This window comes from Paraburkholderia kirstenboschensis (assembly GCF_032806925.1).
Classification (GTDB): Bacteria; Pseudomonadota; Gammaproteobacteria; order Burkholderiales; family Burkholderiaceae; genus Paraburkholderia; species Paraburkholderia kirstenboschensis.
The window spans coordinates 2,240,422-2,257,038 of sequence record NZ_CP136513.1; the positions used below are offsets into that span (position 1 = coordinate 2,240,422).

General features: G+C 63.9%; 14 protein-coding genes. All 14 read right to left on the reverse strand.

What is annotated here, in order from left to right:
* Positions 1–97 precede the first annotated feature (97 nt).
* The 14 genes from RW095_RS32655 to mpl all read right to left on the reverse strand — a co-directional run bounded on the left by RW095_RS32655 (position 98) and on the right by mpl (position 16,604).
* Positions 98–1,021, reverse strand: a complete 924-nt coding sequence (locus RW095_RS32655; RefSeq protein WP_317020055.1) for an SMP-30/gluconolactonase/LRE family protein — start codon at positions 1,019–1,021, stop codon at positions 98–100.
* Positions 1,018–1,818: an SDR family NAD(P)-dependent oxidoreductase gene (locus RW095_RS32660; protein ID WP_317020056.1), complete on the reverse strand. Its 801-nt coding sequence runs from the start codon at positions 1,816–1,818 to the stop codon at positions 1,018–1,020. The genes RW095_RS32655 and RW095_RS32660 overlap by 4 nt, the downstream gene beginning before the upstream one ends.
* Before the next feature lie 38 nt (positions 1,819–1,856).
* Entirely contained in the window at positions 1,857–2,873 is a 1,017-nt protein-coding gene (gene araH, locus RW095_RS32665; RefSeq protein ID WP_006051875.1) for an L-arabinose ABC transporter permease AraH, read from the reverse strand.
* 53 nt (positions 2,874–2,926) lie between these two features.
* Positions 2,927–4,465 carry an L-arabinose ABC transporter ATP-binding protein AraG gene (gene araG / locus RW095_RS32670; protein ID WP_317020057.1) on the reverse strand — a complete coding sequence of 513 codons (1,539 nt, stop codon included), beginning with the start codon at positions 4,463–4,465 and terminating at the stop codon, positions 2,927–2,929.
* A gap of 153 nt (positions 4,466–4,618) precedes the next feature.
* On the reverse strand, positions 4,619–5,617 hold the full coding sequence (locus RW095_RS32675; protein ID WP_317020058.1) for an arabinose ABC transporter substrate-binding protein: 999 nt from the start codon (positions 5,615–5,617) through the stop codon (positions 4,619–4,621).
* Positions 5,618–5,792: 175 nt separating this feature from the next.
* Positions 5,793–6,569, reverse strand: a complete 777-nt coding sequence (locus tag RW095_RS32680; RefSeq protein WP_317020059.1) for an SDR family oxidoreductase — start codon at positions 6,567–6,569, stop codon at positions 5,793–5,795.
* Positions 6,566–7,246, reverse strand: coding sequence for a 2-dehydro-3-deoxy-6-phosphogalactonate aldolase (locus RW095_RS32685; RefSeq protein WP_317020060.1), 681 nt, complete (start codon positions 7,244–7,246; stop codon positions 6,566–6,568). The genes RW095_RS32680 and RW095_RS32685 overlap by 4 nt, the downstream gene beginning before the upstream one ends.
* A 36-nt stretch (positions 7,247–7,282) precedes the next feature.
* Complete coding sequence (locus RW095_RS32690; RefSeq protein WP_317020061.1) at positions 7,283–8,359, reverse strand: 2-dehydro-3-deoxygalactonokinase; 1,077 nt, start codon at positions 8,357–8,359, stop codon at positions 7,283–7,285.
* Positions 8,356–9,333, reverse strand: a complete 978-nt coding sequence (locus tag RW095_RS32695) for an IclR family transcriptional regulator (protein WP_317020062.1) — start codon at positions 9,331–9,333, stop codon at positions 8,356–8,358. The genes RW095_RS32690 and RW095_RS32695 overlap by 4 nt, the downstream gene beginning before the upstream one ends.
* 1,203 nt (positions 9,334–10,536) lie before the next feature.
* Entirely contained in the window at positions 10,537–11,259 is a 723-nt protein-coding gene (gene mtgA, locus RW095_RS32700; protein WP_317020063.1) for a monofunctional biosynthetic peptidoglycan transglycosylase, read from the reverse strand.
* A 46-nt stretch (positions 11,260–11,305) separates the two neighbouring features.
* Entirely contained in the window at positions 11,306–12,169 is an 864-nt protein-coding gene (gene aroE, locus RW095_RS32705) for a shikimate dehydrogenase (RefSeq protein WP_317020064.1), read from the reverse strand.
* Positions 12,166–14,304, reverse strand: coding sequence for a ribonuclease catalytic domain-containing protein (locus tag RW095_RS32710; RefSeq protein ID WP_317020065.1), 2,139 nt, complete (start codon positions 14,302–14,304; stop codon positions 12,166–12,168). Before RW095_RS32710 ends, aroE begins: the two co-directional genes overlap by 4 nt.
* Positions 14,305–14,610: 306 nt before the next feature.
* Positions 14,611–15,213 carry a YqiA/YcfP family alpha/beta fold hydrolase gene (locus RW095_RS32715; RefSeq protein WP_317020066.1) on the reverse strand — a complete coding sequence of 201 codons (603 nt, stop codon included), beginning with the start codon at positions 15,211–15,213 and terminating at the stop codon, positions 14,611–14,613.
* Positions 15,210–16,604: a UDP-N-acetylmuramate:L-alanyl-gamma-D-glutamyl-meso-diaminopimelate ligase gene (gene mpl, locus RW095_RS32720; RefSeq protein ID WP_317020067.1), complete on the reverse strand. Its 1,395-nt coding sequence runs from the start codon at positions 16,602–16,604 to the stop codon at positions 15,210–15,212. Before mpl ends, RW095_RS32715 begins: the two co-directional genes overlap by 4 nt.
* Between the last annotated feature and the right edge of the window lie 13 nt (positions 16,605–16,617).

The following is a 16,617-nucleotide window of genomic DNA, read 5'->3' on the forward strand; positions in this document are numbered from 1 at the left end:
TGGGGTGTTGCTGGTTTCTGTCAAGCGCGGCTCGTCACCCGCCGCCCCGCTCTTCCTTCCGGTTACTGCATCGACCGCGAAGCAGCGTCATTCTGCGCTACGCTGGCGCGCCCTGGAATACCGGCTCAGGCAAACCGCGCCGCGCAGGCGTCGCGATGAACACGCCGCCCGCCCGCGAATCGCCGGCAAGCGCCGCTGCGTCGAGACCGACGCGCGCACTCGTGATGTACAGCGTGCCCAGTTGCGCGCCGCCGAGCGCGACGCAACTTGGCTGCGCCGTGGGCACTTCCACGCGCTCCGTTTCGACACCGTCGGCGCCATAACGCACGACGCGTCTGCCACCCCATTGCGCGTTCCACAAGCCGCCGTCGTCATCGACGGTCGAGCCGTCAGGCTCGCCGGTAGCGTCGGTAAGGCGCACGAACAGCCGGTCGTTGGCAATGCCGCCGTCCGCACGATAGTCGCACGCGCGAATCTCCCGTGTGGGCGAGTCGCAGTAATACATCGTCGCGCCGTCGGGACTGAACGCGATGCTGTTGGAAATGGCCGGCGCGGGCAGCGGCAGGCGCTCCAGCGACAGATCATGATTGAGCCGGTAGAACCCGCCGATCGCCTGCAACGGCGAGCCTTCGTCTTTCGTGCCGAACACGAAACGCCCCTGACGGTCGCAGCGGCCGTCGTTCACGCGAGTATTCATACCCGCTTCCACATCGACGATGCGCCGCGTCTCTCCCGTCGCAATGTCGAAGAAGGCCAGGTGGGAGGCAAGGCCAAGCAACAGGTAATGCGGATCGGCACACAGCGCGAACGTTGCTAGACGCTCGGGCATCGGCCAGAAAGTGCTGCGGCCGTCGCTCGGGTCGTAGCGCCACAAACGCGCGCCTTCGATATCCGTCCAGTAGAAGCGGCCGGTTCTCGCGCACCATGTCGCGCCTTCGCCCAACGTGCACTTGGTGTCGAGCAGCAGCGCCGCGGTTTTCACAGGCTGCGCACCGGCGTGTGGGCGCGCGCTCGCCGTCATGCCCAGCCTCCGTCCACGACGATGTCCTGCGCGGTGATCATTCTGCTGTCGTCGGCGGCGAGGAAAAGCGCCATGCGCGCGAGGTCGGCCGGCATGAGTTCCGCGTCGATGCACTGCCCTTCCTTGATCGCACGGCGGCCCGCGTCGTCGAGCCACAGACGCTTCTGCTTTTCCGTCATCACCCAGCCCGGCACCAGCGTGTTCACGCGAATGTTGAAGTGCCCCAGGTCGCGTGCGAGACCGCGCGTCAAACCCTGCACCGCCGATTTCGACATCACGTACACCGGATAACCGCCGTTTTTCAACATCCAGCTAATCGAGCCGAGATTGATGATCGAGCCGCTATTCGCGGCTTTCATGTCTTCCATCACCGCCTGTGCGGCAAAGAACTGATGACGGATGTTCACCGCGATGCCCGCGTCGAAAGACTCGCGCGTGACTTCGCCGATCGTGTGACGCTTGTCGTTCGCTGCATTGTTCACGAGCGCCTGGATTGGCCCGAGCGCGCCTTTCACATCGGCGATCGCTTTTTGCAGCGCGTCGACGTCGGTCAGATCGCAGGGCAGGAACAGCGGCTTGTGCTTCGAGTCGCCGAGTTCGTCCGCGAGCGCTTCGCCCGCGGTTGCGTCGATATCGAAGAACGCAACGCGCGCGCCCTGCGCCGCGAAATGCTCGACAAACGATGCGCCGATACCGGTCGCGCCTCCCGTAATCAGCACCGTGCGGTCGACAAGACTCGGGTAGCGCGCGAATGCGTTGTTCGCGAGGCGCTCGTTTGCATTGGCCGGAGAGGACATCGTTCGATTCCTTTTAGAGCGAGATGATTAAGCCGGGATTAGTCGCGCGAACCGCGGTTCTTCAACTGGTCGAGCAGCACGGCCGCGAGCAGGATCGCGCCACGCACGAGGTACTGATAGAACGCGTCGATGTTCATCAGGTTCATCACGTTCTCGACGGTGCCCATGATCAGCACGCCAATCACGACGCCGGAGATCGTCGCACGGCCGCCGAGAAGCGACACGCCGCCGAGCACGCACGCCGAGATCACGTTCAGTTCGAAGCCTTGCGCGGCATTCGGCTGCCCCGACGTAATCCGCGACGCCAGGATCACACCTGCGAGCGCGGTGACGGCGCCCTGAATCAGGAAGATGTACACGCGCGTGCGTTCGACGTTGATACCCGCGAGACGCGACGCTTCCGGATTGCCGCCGATGGCGAGCGTATTGCGGCCGTACACGGTCTGATTGAGCATCACGCCGAACACGATGAAGCACAGCAGCGTAACCCAGATCGGCAGCGACACGCCGAAGAAGCTCAAGCCGCCGAGCGCAATGAACGTATCCGACGACACACCCACCGCCTGACCGTGCGACACGATAAAGCCGAGGCCGCGCACGATTTCCATCGTTGCGAGCGTGGTGATCAGTGCGTTGATGCGCAAATACGCGATCACCGCGCCGTTGACGAAGCCGATCACCGCACCTGCCGCCACTGCGGCAACGATCGCGATAAACGTATTGTCGGTCGCGTTGAGCACCATCGCGCACAACACGCCGGCAAACGCGACGGTCGATCCAATCGACAAGTCGAAATCGCGCGACGCGAGACAGAACATCATCGTGCACGCGACCATGCCGATCTGCGAAATGGACAGCGCGAGGCCGAGCATGTTCTCGATCGAGAAGAAGTGGTCGACGGTCAGCGACATCGTCACGAACATCACCACGAAGATCAGGATCAGGCTGTACTCGGTGATCTGCTGCCACCACTTCGCCTTGTCGCTCGTCTGCGGAATCAGCGCTTCGGCAGCGCTCTTGGCGGCCTGTTGCGCGAGGTTTTCTCTAGCTTGCATGATGAAGACTCCTCCCGTTCCCCACGGGTTGCCGGACTTTCGTCCAATGATGTTCAGGCCGCCTGTTGAGCGGCAGTTCCGGTTGCGGGCAGTGCGGTCGAGCTTTGCGGCAACGCGAGGCTCAACACCGCTTGTTCCGTTGCATCCTTGCGCGACAGTTCGCCGGCAATGCGGCCCTGGCGCATCACGACGATGCGGTCGGACACACCCAGCACTTCGGGCAGTTCCGACGAGATCATCACGATTGCGCAGCCGCGTTCGGCAAGCTGGTAAATCACGTTATAGATTTCGTGCTTCGCGCCCACGTCGATGCCGCGAGTCGGTTCGTCGAGAATCACGACTTTCAGATCGGGTTCGGCGAGCCAGCGCGACAGAATCGCCTTCTGCTGATTGCCGCCCGACAGAAAGCGGATCTTCTGGCGGCGGCTCGGCGTCTTGATCTTCAGCAGCTTGATGAAGCGGTCCGCGGTTTCCGCTTCCTTCTTGCGATCGAGGAAAATGCCCGCACGCAGATAGTGACGGCGGCAACTGATGTTGATGTTCTCCGACACCGTCGCCATCGCGACAATGCCTTCTTCCTTGCGGTCTTCCGGGCATAGCACGATGCCGTGGCGAATCGCTTCGCCGGCGCTTTTCACTCTGATCGCCTTGCCGTCGAGCACCAGTTCGCCGCCCTTCTTATGCTCCGTGCCGTACACCAGATGCATCAGTTCGCTGCGGCCCGCGCCCACGAGGCCGAAGAAGCCGACAATTTCGCCGCGCCGCACTTCGAAGCTGGCCGGCTGCGAGAGCGCATGGCCTTCGATCGCCTTCGCCGCGAAGCGCACTTCGCCGAGGGGCCGCTCCGAATAGTTGTAGATGTCTGAGATCTCACGCCCGACCATTTCGCTGACGATGGTGTCGCGCGACACGCCTTCGAGCGTCGGATGCGAAGCGATCTTGCGACCGTCACGGAAAATCGTGCACGCGTCGCAGAGTTCGTAAATTTCGTCCATCCGATGCGAGATGTAGATCATCGCGCGGTTGTCGGCGCGCAGATCGCGTACCAGCTTGAACAGGACTTCCGTTTCGCGATGCGACAGCGAACTGGTCGGTTCATCGAGCGCGATCACACGGGCGTTGCGCAGCAATGCCTTGCAGATTTCCACCATCTGCCGTTGCGCGATGGAGAGCTTGCGCAGCTTCGCGTTCGGATCGAGCGCGACGCCCATTGCTTCGAGACGCTCGCGCACGAAGCGCTTTGCATCGCCTTTGTTGACCCAACCGAACGAATTCGGCAACTGGCCGAGCAGCAGATTCTCCGCGACGGTCAGATCGGGCACGTATTGCAGTTCCTGGTGAATCACCGCGATACCTGCCGCAATCGACGAAGCCGCGCTCGTGAAGCGCACTTCTTTTCCGTCGATCATCACGCGGCCCGAGTCGGGCTGATATTCACCGCCGAGTATCTTCAGCAGGGTCGATTTCCCTGCGCCGTTTTCGCCCATCAGGCCGTGCACCTGGCCGACGTTGACGTCGAAGGACACACCGTCGAGCGCGCGCACGCCTGGAAAGACTTTGCCGATATTGTCAAAACGTAGCGTCGCTGACACTTCGCCTCCTCGCTGTTTCATCTCGACCGCGCCTCGCCTGGCGTCGTAGTTCGACACCGGAAATGCATGGCCTATGTGCTACTGCTCATGTTCTATTTCGGTTGCCGGCGCGCCGTTTGCGACGCGCCGGCAATTCCTTCATTGCACCGCGCGTTACTTCGAAGCAAGCCCCATCTTCTCGCGCACTTCGCCGACGTTCTCACGCGTGGCCAGCATGCCGGTCGTCAACGTGAGCGGGGGCGGCGCCTTGCCTTGCGTGATCCAGTCGTACATCAGCGTCGCGGTTTCCTCGCCGTGACGCTTCGGGCTGATGATGACCGTGCCGAAGAAGCCCGTCGGGTTCGGCTTCTTGAACTCGTTCAACGCCGAATCCGAACCGCCGATGCCGATGCCGATCATGTTGTCGGCCTTGAAGCCGCGGCCTTCCGCTGCGCGCACTGCGCCAAGCACGCCTTCGTCGTTCAGCGCGTACGCGACCCAGTGCTTGAACTGCGGGTTCTTCGTCAGCGCGATGTTGGCGGCGTTGAACGCGTTTTCCGTGTCGGTCTTCGCTTGCGGCGCGGCAATCACGTTCGCTTTCGGGAAGCCGGCGGCGATCAGCGCGTCGGTTGCGCCGCTCGTGCGGTCATGCGCGGTCGGCAGTTGTTCGTAGGTCACGTCGATCGCGCCCACGTCCTTCATGTCCCAGCCGCGCTTCTTGATTTCGGCGGCCAGACCGTCGCCGACCTGTTTGCCGATGTTGTACGCCGAGATGCCCATGTGCGGCACCGACCCGATCGGCTTGCCCGCGCCGTCGACCAGACGGTCGTCCACCGTCATCATCTTCAGGCCGTCGGCTTTCGCCTTGGCGACGATGCCCGGTCCGAGCTTGACGTCAGGCGTGCAGATCACGAAGCCTTGCGCCTTTTGCGCCGACAGGTTGTCGATCGCGCTCATCACTTTTTCGCCCGACGGCGCGCCGATCTTCACCAGCGTGAAGCCCTTTTCCTTGGCGGCAATTTCGGCGAACTTCCACTCGTCCTGGAACCACGGTTCCTCCGGCTGCTTGACGAGGAAACCGATCTTGACCGGATCGGCGGCTTGCGCGACCGGTGCGTTGAAGACCACACCCGCCGCCGCTGCTGCCAGCGTGAGGAAAATTCTACGTTTCATGTTGCGTGTCTCCTGACTAATTGATAACGAGAAGGTATCGGCCGCGTCTTCTTGTACCGGTTGTGACACACGCGGCCAGCGCGTCGTCCGGTGAAACGGTGCTACGTTTTTCTGGTTCGCTTTGTACCGCACTTCTTTTCTGCTTTTCTGGCCGGTTGCTGCCCCGGTCGCCGGCTCAGTCGTGATAGAGCACGGAGCGGCCGCCGTCGACGGTGATACACGTGGCGTTGATAAACGGCGCTTCATCCGATGCGAGAAACACCGCCGTCATCGCCACTTCTTCCGGGCGGCCGATGCGTTTCATCGGCTGCAAATCGATCGTCGCCTGCCGTGCGGCGGCGGGGTCCGGCTGTTCGTTCCACCAGTCATGCGTCAACTGAGTTTCGATGTAGCCCGGCGCGATTGCGTTGACGCGCACGTTGCGCGGCGCGTACTCGATGCCGAGCGCGCGGGTGAGGCCAATCACGCCGTGCTTCGCGACCGGGTACGGAAAGCAGCCCGGAATGATCTTGAACGCATGCGTCGATGCGATGTTCAGGATGCTGCCCGCGCCGCGTTCGACCATCCCCGGCAGCACCGCGCGGCAGCCGTTCCAGACGCCGTCGAGATCAACCGCGAAGCAGCGGCGCCAGTCGTCGTCGGTCATGGTCAGCGGGTCGCAAAACACGTTGATGCCCGCGTTGTTCACCAGCACGTCGAGCGATCCGAGCGCTTTTTCCGCTTCGCTCACCGCGTGCTGGACCGAAGCCGATTGTGTGACGTCGGTATGCACCGCCAACACGCGCGCACCGGTCTCCGAGCTGATCTGCTGCGCCGTCTGCCGCGCCGTATCGATGTCGAGTTCGGCGAGCGCAACCGCTGCGCCTTCGCGCGCAAACGCAAGGGCGATCGCCGCGCCGATGCCGCGCCCCCCGCCGGTGACTAATGCGACTTTGCCAGCCAACCGTGTCATTTCTTTACACCCGCGCGCGCAACCCGCAATCCGTTGATAAAGGCCTTCGCGTGCGAAGCGGTCACCGCCGCGCTCTGGCCCGGCTTATAAAGCGCGGAGCCGAGACCGAAGCCGTTCGCGCCGGCGCTCAGAAACGGTCCCATATTGTCAGGTGCGATGCCGCCGACCGGCACGAGCGGCACCTGCGCCGCGATCACCGCGCGCCAAGCCTTCACCACCTGGCAGCCGAGTTGTTCGGCCGGGAACATCTTCAAAACGTCGGCGCCGTTTTTCAGCGCGATGAACGCTTCGGTCGGCGTCGCGACGCCGGGCGCGCAGGCCATGCCTTGCGCTTTGGCGGCGACGACCACGTCCGGATCGCTGTGCGGCATCACGATCAGTTCACCGCCGGCCGACTTCACGTCCTTGACGAAATTCGGATGCAACACCGTGCCCGCACCGACGATCGCATCGGCGGGCAGCGCCTTGCGGATTGCCGCAATGCTGTCGAACGGCTGCGGCGAATTCAGCGGCACTTCGACAATGCGAAAGCCGGCTTCGTACAGCGCCTGGCCGTGCTCGGCCGCATCGGCGGGCGTCACGCCGCGCATGATCGCGATCAGCGGACATGCCTCGAACGCCGCGATCAAACCCGCGTGCGGCATGTACGGAGCGGGCAGATTGATGTGAGGTTGCATGTCGGTTCCTTGTTTCGTGGATGGCGGCACGCGCGGCTAACCGGCCTGCGCCGCGTGGGCGGCCGGGTTGACGAGCCCTGCCTGCGAAGCGACGCGCCACAAGCCGCGCTCGGTCGCATGCTTGACGAGCTCGGCCTGCGTGCAGCCGAACTGTGCGAGCGCGACCCGATAGCGCTCGCACAACGCTTCGTTGCCGATCAGGCGCAGGCTCTGTCCCGCGAGCGAGCTTTGCTGCTGCTTCAGCACGGTTTCGAGGCCTGCCAGTTCATGTCCGATCAGCAGACCCGATAGATAGTCCGGCTGCTGCTCGCGCGAAAGCTGTCCCGTGAGACCGAGCGTGCGCGAACTGAAGACCGTCGCGAGCACACCTGCCTGTCCCTTGTCGCGCGCGATGTTCACGCCGCGCAGAAACGCCTCGGAATCCGGACGGTCGGGCGTGACCATCGTGCGGCCGAGAATCGTGTGTTCGCGCAATGCGCCGAATACTTCGCCGGTCATGAACGTATGAAAACGTTCGATACGTCCGGCCTGCACCACCGCCCACTTCGCGTGCGTGCCGGGAAGGCCGATCAGCGCGCGCTTGCTGCTGTCCGCGTCGCTGGAATCCTCGCTTAGTGCGCCGAAGATCTGCGTTTCTTCGCCGCGCATCACGTTGGGCAGCTCACCGCGTTGCAGCACGCCGGGGATGATATGCAGCGTCGCGCCGCAAGCCGCCGTCACGCGGACGATGCCCGCTGCGAGCGCATCCGCATTCGCGGGCGCATCGACATAGGGCGCTTCTAGCCAGCCTTGCGCGCTGCCCACCATACCCGCAGCGATGACGGGTGTGCCGGGCGCGGCGTCGAGCCACGCGCCGCAGGCGTCCTCGAACGCGGCGTCGAAGCCGCCCTGCTCGGCGCTGCGCGGCAGGTTCATGATGCCGGCCGTCGATGCCCGCGTCGCCAGCACCTTGCCGGACGCGTCGTACAGATACGCGCGCAGCGACGTGGTGCCCCAGTCGAGCGCGATCAGCACCGCCTGGCTGTTGGCCTCGGCGTTCGCTTGCGCACTGGCTTTGGCGGCGCCGACCGCGACTTTCGCGTCCGACGGTGTGGGAGAACCCGCGTGTTTCATCGCTTGATCCTGCGGGTTGTGGGTTGCGGGGCACGCCAGCCGAGTTCTTCGGAAATCGCGCGCGCTTCGCGCTGCACGACCGGGATCAGTTCGTCCATGCGTTCGAGCGACATATACGGAATCGTGCTCGCCACCGACAGCGCCGCGACAATCGCGCCCGACGCATCGCGCACCGGGGCCGCGACGCAGCGAATCGACGCTTCGTTTTCCTCGAGGTCGAACGTGTAACCGCCGGCGGCGTAGTTCGTCATGCGCTGCATGAAGGTCTGCGCGTCCGGACGGTTGTCCGGCTTGAAGCTGACGCTGGCGAGCGCGCGCCGCGATGCGTCGAAAAGCGACTGCCAGAGCTCCGGCGTGAGGTCGAGCATCATGGCCTTGCCGATACCGGTCGACGCAAGCGGCATCCGGTGACCGACGCGTGAGCGCATTTCGAGTCCGCGCGTGCCGGGAATCTTGTCGATGTAGAGGACGTCGTCGCCATCGCGCACGCCGAGGTGAATCGTGTCGAGCGTCTGTTCCGCGAGCGATTCGAGATGCGGACGAGCGACCGCGGTGAGCGGCATCTGTTCGAGCGCGATGGTGCCCAGTTCGATCAGCTTGGGGCCGAGCAGATAACCGCCTTGCACCTGGCGCAGGTAGCGCGCCTGCACGAGGCTGCTCACCAGCCGATGCGTGGTGCTGCGCGTCGTGCCGAGCGCGGCGCCGAAGGTGCGCAGATCGCGCACGCCGGCGGCGGCCGCTTCGAGAATCGCGAGACCGCGCAGAAGTGTCTGCGTGCCGGCTTGTTGCGGCGTGATGTCGAGCAGCGTGCTGGGCAACGCGATTCCATTGACCACGGCAGGCTGAGGCGTGGCGCGCGGCGCTTTGGCGGCGGGCGCTGTGCGCGGCGTGGCGCTAGACGCATCATGGTCGGCACGTGGCGCCAGTTCGGCTTCGGCTGCGCTTTCGGGGTGATTCGGCATCGCTTTGTTCATGGCGATTCGCTTTTCGGTGGTTTCTGCGCTTACAGCGCGGGGCCGGAGAGCGGGCCTTGGAGGTACGCGGCGTCGGGGGCGCGGGGGTGCTGCCTGAGGGCTGTCGTAGGCATGGTCTGGCTTGTCTCCGGTTCTTTTCGCTGTCGCAGTTTTTTTGGGGTTCTGCTGTTGGAGTGGATTGTAGGGGGGTTTTTGAGAAAGCTCCAATATGTGATTTGTGTGGTCAGATAATGGGATTTGGGTTGCCGTGGGCTTTGGTTTGGGCTTTGGTTTGGGCTTTGGTTTGGGCTTTGGTTTGGGCATGGGGACCTTTGGCCTTTCCTTGATTTCACGGTGGTCTATTGGCGTTGCCCCTGTGCGGGGCGGCACTCACTTTCTTTGCGGCCGCAAAGAAAGTAAGCAAAGAAAGCGGCTCACACCGCTAGCGCATAAGTCGGTCCCCTGGCTTGGAAGGGGCAGTGGTGCATCTGGAATCTGTGCTCCCGCACACTCCGCGCCGGTGACAAGGCAGTCATACCTGCCGCCTCGCACTTCGTGCTCGCCGGAAAGGTCTGCTTCCAACGCGGCTCGCGATTCGCGCGGCGGGGGCCGTCGGCTTCGCCTCGGCGATGCTGCTTTGTGTTTGTCGTGATAGTTGGCGCTGGAATTTGGGCGCAGCTCCGCCTCGCTTAGATCGCGCTTTGCACTGAGACGGCGAATGGCGGGGGACCCACGGTACCGCGATAACGCCGCGCACCTACGAAGCACGTCAGCACCACCGGAAGACGAAGCCATTCGTCTGTGGCTCATATGATGCAAGGCAAAAGTTCGAGACATGCCGCGCCCTCGCCGAGCGCAGGCAGCGTCATACGGAAACATAAGACAGACCGATAGATCAGGAACGCGGAAAGGAAGAGCGAACGGCGAGCGGTTTAAAGAACGACCGCCACGGCGCGCGAAGCGTCGCCGGAAGAATGACTGCCTTGTCACGAACGTGGAGTGTGCGGGAGCGCAGATTCCAGATGCACCACTGCCCCTTCCAAGCCAGGGGACCCACTTATGAGCTAGCGGTGTGAAGCCGCTTTCTTTGCTTACTTTCTTTGCGGCATGCAAAGAAAGTAAGTGCCGCCCCGCACAGGGGCAACGCTTATAGACCACCGCGAATTCAAGGAAAGGCCAAGGGGGTCAAAAAACCAAAGACAAACAAACCGAAGACAAACCAACCTACTCGGGCAATTCAGCCGCCCCCATCCTCCGGGCAATCACCCGCGACCTCTGCGCGAGATACGCCGACCCACGATGCTCGTCGTAATACTTCGGCTGCTGCAGCATGACCGCGAGCCGCGCCGATTGCGCAGCGGTCAGCCCGCTCGCCGGCGTCTTGTAGTAGTAACGCGCCGCCGCCTCGGCGCCATAAACGCCATTGGCCCACTCAACTGAGTTCAGATAGATCTCGAAGATGCGCTCCTTGTCCATCAAGGTCTCCAGCATCCACGTGATGATCAGCTCCTGCCCCTTGCGGATATAACTCTTTTCACGCGACAGGAAGAGATTGCGCGCAAGTTGCTGCGTGATCGTCGAGCCCCCGCGAACGATTTTGCCCTTCGCCTTGTTGCGCTCCCACGCCTGCAGGATCGCGTCGGTTTCGTAGCCGTTGTTGTTGACGAAGTTCGCATCTTCCGACGCAATGATCGCCCGCTTCAGGTTGCGCGAAATCTGGTCGTACGGCACCCACGTGTGCTGCATCGAAAGGCCGGGTTTCTCCTTCGACAAGCGCCACGCGTCGGATCGCATGTAAGCCGTCGAGCGCGGATTGACATAGTTCCACACTGCAATCTGCGCAAAGTAAAAGACCTGCGTCGTGAGCCACGCAAAGACGAGCACGGCGACAAGATAAACGATCCATCGCGCCGGACCTGGCCGGCTCGTGCGTCGCGTGGCTGTCATCGTGGTGTCGGTCCTCGGGTTCGCGGGGCGTCTGATGAACGCCGGTTCAAGCGTGCGACGGCGCCGTCAGCAACGCGCGCAATTCGGCCAGCACAGGCGCGCCGTCGGGCCGCACTCCGCGCCACACGTAAAAGGATTCAGCCGCCTGCTCGACCAGCATGCCGAGGCCGTCGGCGCCGCGTGCTCCGAGCTTCTGCGCGTGCTCCATGAACACCGTCGGATGCGCGCCGTACATCATGTCGTAAGCAAGCGTGCCGCTGCCGAACGCGCCGTCGTCGCACTCCGGCAATGACGCCTCCAGACTGCCTGCGGTTGCATTCACGATCACGTCGTATGCGCCCTGCTCTATCGCTCGCGCGTTGCCGCCGCTCAGACGGCATGCAACGCCGCTCGCGGCTTGCGCAAACTGATCGACCAGCGCCTCGGCCTTCGCGGCCGTCCGGTTGACGATGGTGAGCGTATGCGGCGCGCGCTCCAGCATGGGCAGCACCACGCCGCGCGCGGCGCCGCCCGCGCCGAGCAACAGAATTCGCGCCCCGTTCAACGACACGCCGAGATTCACCTCGATGTCGCGCACGAGCCCGAAGCCGTCGGTATTGTCGCCATAGACGCCATTGGGATCGACGCGCAAGGTATTCACCGCGCCAGCAGCAGCCGCGCGCGGCGACAGGCTGTCGGCGAATGCGTGCGCGTCGAGCTTGAACGGCACGGTCACGTTCAGCCCGCGCCCGCCCGCTTCGACAAAGGCGCGCACGTGCGGCACGAAAGCGTCCACCGGCGCGAGCAACGCGCCGTACTCGACCGGCTCGCCCGTTTGCGCAGCAAAGCGGCTGTGAATAAACGGCGATTTGCTATGGCCGACCGGATTTCCGATCACCGCATAACGGTCTTTCATTTCCGCTCCGCTCATCGCCCCGGTTCCGTGATGCGCTGCTCAGCGGCGGCATCGCTTGCGCCATTGTCGTTATCCGCGCTGTCCGTCGAGGTTGCGCCGCCTGCCGCGCCGTCGACATCGGCTTCCGCTTGCGCCTCGGCTTCGCTTTCGGCGCTTTCATCGGACGCTTCGACGATTTCCTCTTCGCCCTCTTCCGCTTCGTCTGCCTCATCGGCCTCGTCAGCTTCGGCGCCGCTCGTGACGGTCGGCGCGTCGAGCACATGCAGAAGACGCACGGACGCCTCGACGGTCAGTTCGTCGATCGACATCACCTCCATCTGAAGACGCGTGCCGCGCGCATGCACGCCGAGCCCCGGCACGTGCAGCAACAACGGAATCTCTTCCAGCCGCACGAGATCGCCCTTCACGACGGACGCCACCACCTGCTTGCGGTTCTCCTGCTTCAGCCAGCGCAGACACCAGAAATATTCCATGCGACGCTGATGATCGGCGTACGCGCTGTACGTGTCGTCGAAACCTTGCACGACGGCGAATAGATCGGCATCTTTAGGCTTGAACGGGGCGGCCAGTTTCGCTGTCACGCCGTGCTGTACGCAGGCCAGCAACTGCCACTGATTCACCAGGTCGACGTAACGGCGCAGCGGCGATGTGCTCCACGCATATTGCGTGACACCGAGCCCTTCGTGCGGCGCGGCGTTCGTCTGCATGCGCGTGCGCTTCGGGCCGGTGGGTGCGCCGAACGCCCGCTGCGTGCGATAGATGCCCGGCACGCCGTGGTCGTGCAGAAACGCGCCCCATGACGAATTGGCCAGGATCGCCAGTTCGGCGACGATCGTGTCGAGAGGCGAACCGCGCCGGCGCGGCGTGATCGTGATGTGCTCGCCCTCGACGTAAAAGTTGAAGTCGGTATTGCGTTGCACCTCGCGGCGCAGACCGTAACCCGCGCGCGCAGCCTGACGCTTTTCGAACAGCGCCTGCGCGAACGGCCACAAAACGGCGATATCTTCCTTGTGCGGATAGTCGCCCGTCCCCGCGGCGAGCGCCTCTTCGGTGACCAGTTCGTCGAGTGTGTTGTGCCGCAGATTGTTCTTCACGAACACGCGCTCCGCGCGCGTTTCGCTCGCGACGATCTCCTGCGTCTCTCGATTGACGATCACATACAGTGAAAGCGCCGGACGCAAGCCGCCTTCGGCGAGCGTGAACGCGTCGACGACGCTATCGGGCAGCATCGTGATCTTGTCGCCCGGCATGTAGACGGTCGACAAACGCGTGCGCGCGATGGCGTCAACCTCGTCGCCACGTTGAATGCCGAGCGCCGGCGCCGCGATGTGCACGCCGATCCGCACGCGGCCGTCCGCAAGATATTCGACGGAAAACGCGTCGTCGATCTCAGTGGTCGTAATGTCGTCGATGGAGAACGCTTGCACGTTGGCTTCGGGCAGATCCTCGGGCACGCTGCCGGGCGTGACAGGCGGAAAGCCGGTGCCGTGCGGGAAAAATTCCGAGAGGAACCTGGCCTCGTGCAAAGCGCGCGCCGACGGAATGGCGCCGCATTCGAGCATGAGACGCGCTTGCGAAATGCCTCGCGCAGCCGCGGCGGCTTCGAGCGCCTTGTATTCGATCGTGTTCTTGTCGGGCTTGGTGAGCAGCGCGAGTGCCGTCTTGCCGGTGAACGCTTCAGGCAAGCGGCCGGCCTTCAGTTCCTCTTCGTAGCCTTGCTGCACGAGCGCCTGCTGACGCTTGCGCTCCAGGCCCGCGAGCGCCATTTTCAGCTGCTCCTGCGGCGCGCGTTGATACATGCCGCGGCCCTTACGGCGGAAATACACCGGCGCACCATGCATGCGCAGCACCAGCGCCGCGCGCTCGACCGGGCCGAAGCGCTCGCCGAAATATTCCGCGCCGAGGGTGGCGAACGGAAACTCGTCGTCGGGCGCGCATTCCCACAGGAAGTCCAGGTCGATCTCCTGCGCAACGGCGTCGGCCTGCTGCATCAGTTCGGCCGCGCCCGGCTTTTCGAATTCGATCAGCACGTCCTTCGCGCGCACCTTCGCGCGCCGGCCGCCCGGCAACTCGACCTGAAACGCATCGCCCTGGCGCGACAGCACGCTGCCTGCCTTGAAACTGCCCGATTCCTCGAAGAAAACGTTCACTCAATACTCTCGTCTGACTTGCATCCGCCGGCGTGCACGGCACGGCAACGTGTTCGTGATAATGGATCCGCTGCGCGCGAGACGCGCGCTAGCGGCATGAATCAGATAGTCGGCTGCGCTCTTGCTGCCCAGGCGGTGCCATTTCGTGGCCGGCTTTCAGGTCCGGTCCGGTCCTTCCCGGTTCTTCCCGGTCCAAGGCGGGTTGGAAGCCCGCTTCTCCCGGTTTCCCGGCGCGCTTTCCAAGCCCGCTCACAAGCCGCCCTCAGGGCCCAGTTTCAAGCCCCGCCTCCCACGCCCGACCGCCCGTCAAGCAGCCTCGCGTGGCGCCGGGGGCTCGACGTCTTCTGCATCGCAAAACGCCAGTACATCGTCGACATAGTCGGCGAACTCGCTGATCGCGTGGTCGCTTCCTTCGATCAGCGTAGTGCGCGCGCCGGGATAGTGCGCGAGCATTTCACGGTAGTCGAGCACTTCGTCGCCCGTCGCCGCCAGCAAATAATAACGTTCGGGGCGCGTGGTGGACGTCACACTTAGCGCGCGCAGTTCGTCAAGATGATGCGGTTCGACGACGATGCTGCCGCCGCCGTGCCACAACGGCTGCTCGCCGAGATATGCGCTCAGGTCGCGCTGCGGCACGACCGCCGGATTTAACAGCACAGCCGGCCAGCCGTGCTTTTCCGCCAGATAAGTGGCGAAGTAGCCGCCAAGCGAACTGCCTATCACCGTCACGCGCTTCGTGCCGGCCGCGGCCACGAGCGCCTCGGCGAGCGCGACCGTCTCGAACGGCGAGACGGGCAGCATCGGGCAGCACCATTCGTCGCTGCGGCCGAGCTCCACGAGCCGCGTCGCGAGCACGCGCGCCTTGAACGAATTTGGCGAAGAACGAAAACCGTGCAGATAAAGAATCACGAAGCGCCTCTCGCGGACAGGGCGTCGAGCAACTTCTGATGCACGCCGCCGAAGCCGCCGTTGCTCATCACCAGGATCTGATCGCCCGGGCGCGCCGCGTGAACTACGGCTTTGACGAGCGCGTCGAGATTGTCGAAGGCTTGCGCCTTGCCGCCGAGCGGCGCCAGCGCTTCGCCAAGGTTCCAGCCTAGCGCGTCACGGCCGCTCGGTGCGCCGTAGCCGAACACGAGATCGGCGTCTGCGAGGCTTGCCGGAAGTTGCGCCTTCATCACGCCGAGCTTCATCGTGTTCGAGCGCGGCTCCAGCACGGCGAGAATCCGGGTATTGTCGCGGCCGACACGCGCCCGCAGGCCCGCCACCGTGGTGTCGATCGCGGTCGGGTGATGAGCGAAGTCGTCGTACACCGTCACGCCGTCTACGCTGCCGCGCACTTCCATGCGCCGCTTCACGTTGCGAAAGCTCGACAGCGACTTTGCGGCCTGCGCCGGCGGCACGCCGACATGGCGCGCAGCGGCAATCGCGGCGAGCGCGTTCATGCGGTTGTGCTCACCCTGCACCTGCCACTCGACCACGCCGACGCGCTCGGCGTTGTGATACACCGCAAAGCGTTCGTCGACGGGCACGCCGTCTTCGGCGGGCAGGGTTTCCCAGCCACCTTGCACACCAAAGCGCTCGACTTCGCTCCAGCAGCCGCGCGTCAGCACGCGTTCGAGCGGGTCTTCGCGGCCGTTCGTCACGACACGGCCAATGCGCGGCACCGTGCGGATCAGATGATGGAACTGCGTCTCGATAGCCGCCAGATCGGGGAAGATGTCCGCGTGATCGAATTCAAGGTTGTTCAGAACCGCGGTCTTGGGCCGGTAATGAACGAACTTGGAACGCTTGTCGAAGAAGGCCGTGTCGTACTCGTCCGCTTCGATCACGAAGAAGCTGGAATCGGTGAGCCGCGCGGACACGCCGAAATTCAGCGGCACACCGCCGATCAGAAAACCCGGATTGAGACCCGCATCTTCGAGCAGCCATGTAAGCATGGAACTGGTGGTCGTCTTGCCGTGCGTGCCGGCCACTGCGAGCACCCATTTGCCGTTCAGCACGTGTTCGCCGAGCCACTGCGGGCCGGACACATACGGCAGGCCACGGTCGAGAATCGCTTCCATCAGCGGGTTACCGCGCGAAACCACGTTGCCGATCACGAACAGATCCGCGTTCAGACCATTCAACTGGTCCGCGTCGTAGCCCTCGATCAGCCCGATGCCCTGCGCCTCGAGCTGCGTGCTCATTGGCGGATAGACGCCGGCGTCGCAGCCCGTCACCGTGTGGCCCGCGCCGCGCGCGAGGACCGCGAGACCGCCCATGAACGTGCCGCAGATACCGAGGATGTGGATATGCATAAGCCTGTCGTGC

Excerpts from the sequence above, each read along its gene's own strand:
- RW095_RS32695 (WP_317020062.1), bottom strand. The coding sequence starts at position 9,333 with ATGAACAAAGCGATGCCGAATCACCCCGAAAGCGCAGCCGAAGCCGAA.
- RW095_RS32660 (WP_317020056.1), bottom strand. The coding sequence starts at position 1,818 with ATGTCCTCTCCGGCCAATGCAAACGAGCGCCTCGCGAACAACGCATTC.
- RW095_RS32675 (WP_317020058.1), bottom strand. The coding sequence starts at position 5,617 with ATGAAACGTAGAATTTTCCTCACGCTGGCAGCAGCGGCGGCGGGTGTG.
- RW095_RS32680 (WP_317020059.1), bottom strand. The coding sequence starts at position 6,569 with ATGACACGGTTGGCTGGCAAAGTCGCATTAGTCACCGGCGGGGGGCGC.
- mpl (WP_317020067.1), bottom strand. The coding sequence starts at position 16,604 with ATGCATATCCACATCCTCGGTATCTGCGGCACGTTCATGGGCGGTCTC.
- RW095_RS32690 (WP_317020061.1), bottom strand. The coding sequence starts at position 8,359 with ATGAAACACGCGGGTTCTCCCACACCGTCGGACGCGAAAGTCGCGGTC.
- mtgA (WP_317020063.1), bottom strand. The coding sequence starts at position 11,259 with ATGACAGCCACGCGACGCACGAGCCGGCCAGGTCCGGCGCGATGGATC.
- aroE (WP_317020064.1), bottom strand. The coding sequence starts at position 12,169 with ATGAGCGGAGCGGAAATGAAAGACCGTTATGCGGTGATCGGAAATCCG.
- RW095_RS32655 (WP_317020055.1), bottom strand. The coding sequence starts at position 1,021 with ATGACGGCGAGCGCGCGCCCACACGCCGGTGCGCAGCCTGTGAAAACC.
- RW095_RS32685 (WP_317020060.1), bottom strand. The coding sequence starts at position 7,246 with ATGCAACCTCACATCAATCTGCCCGCTCCGTACATGCCGCACGCGGGT.
- araH (WP_006051875.1), bottom strand. The coding sequence starts at position 2,873 with ATGCAAGCTAGAGAAAACCTCGCGCAACAGGCCGCCAAGAGCGCTGCC.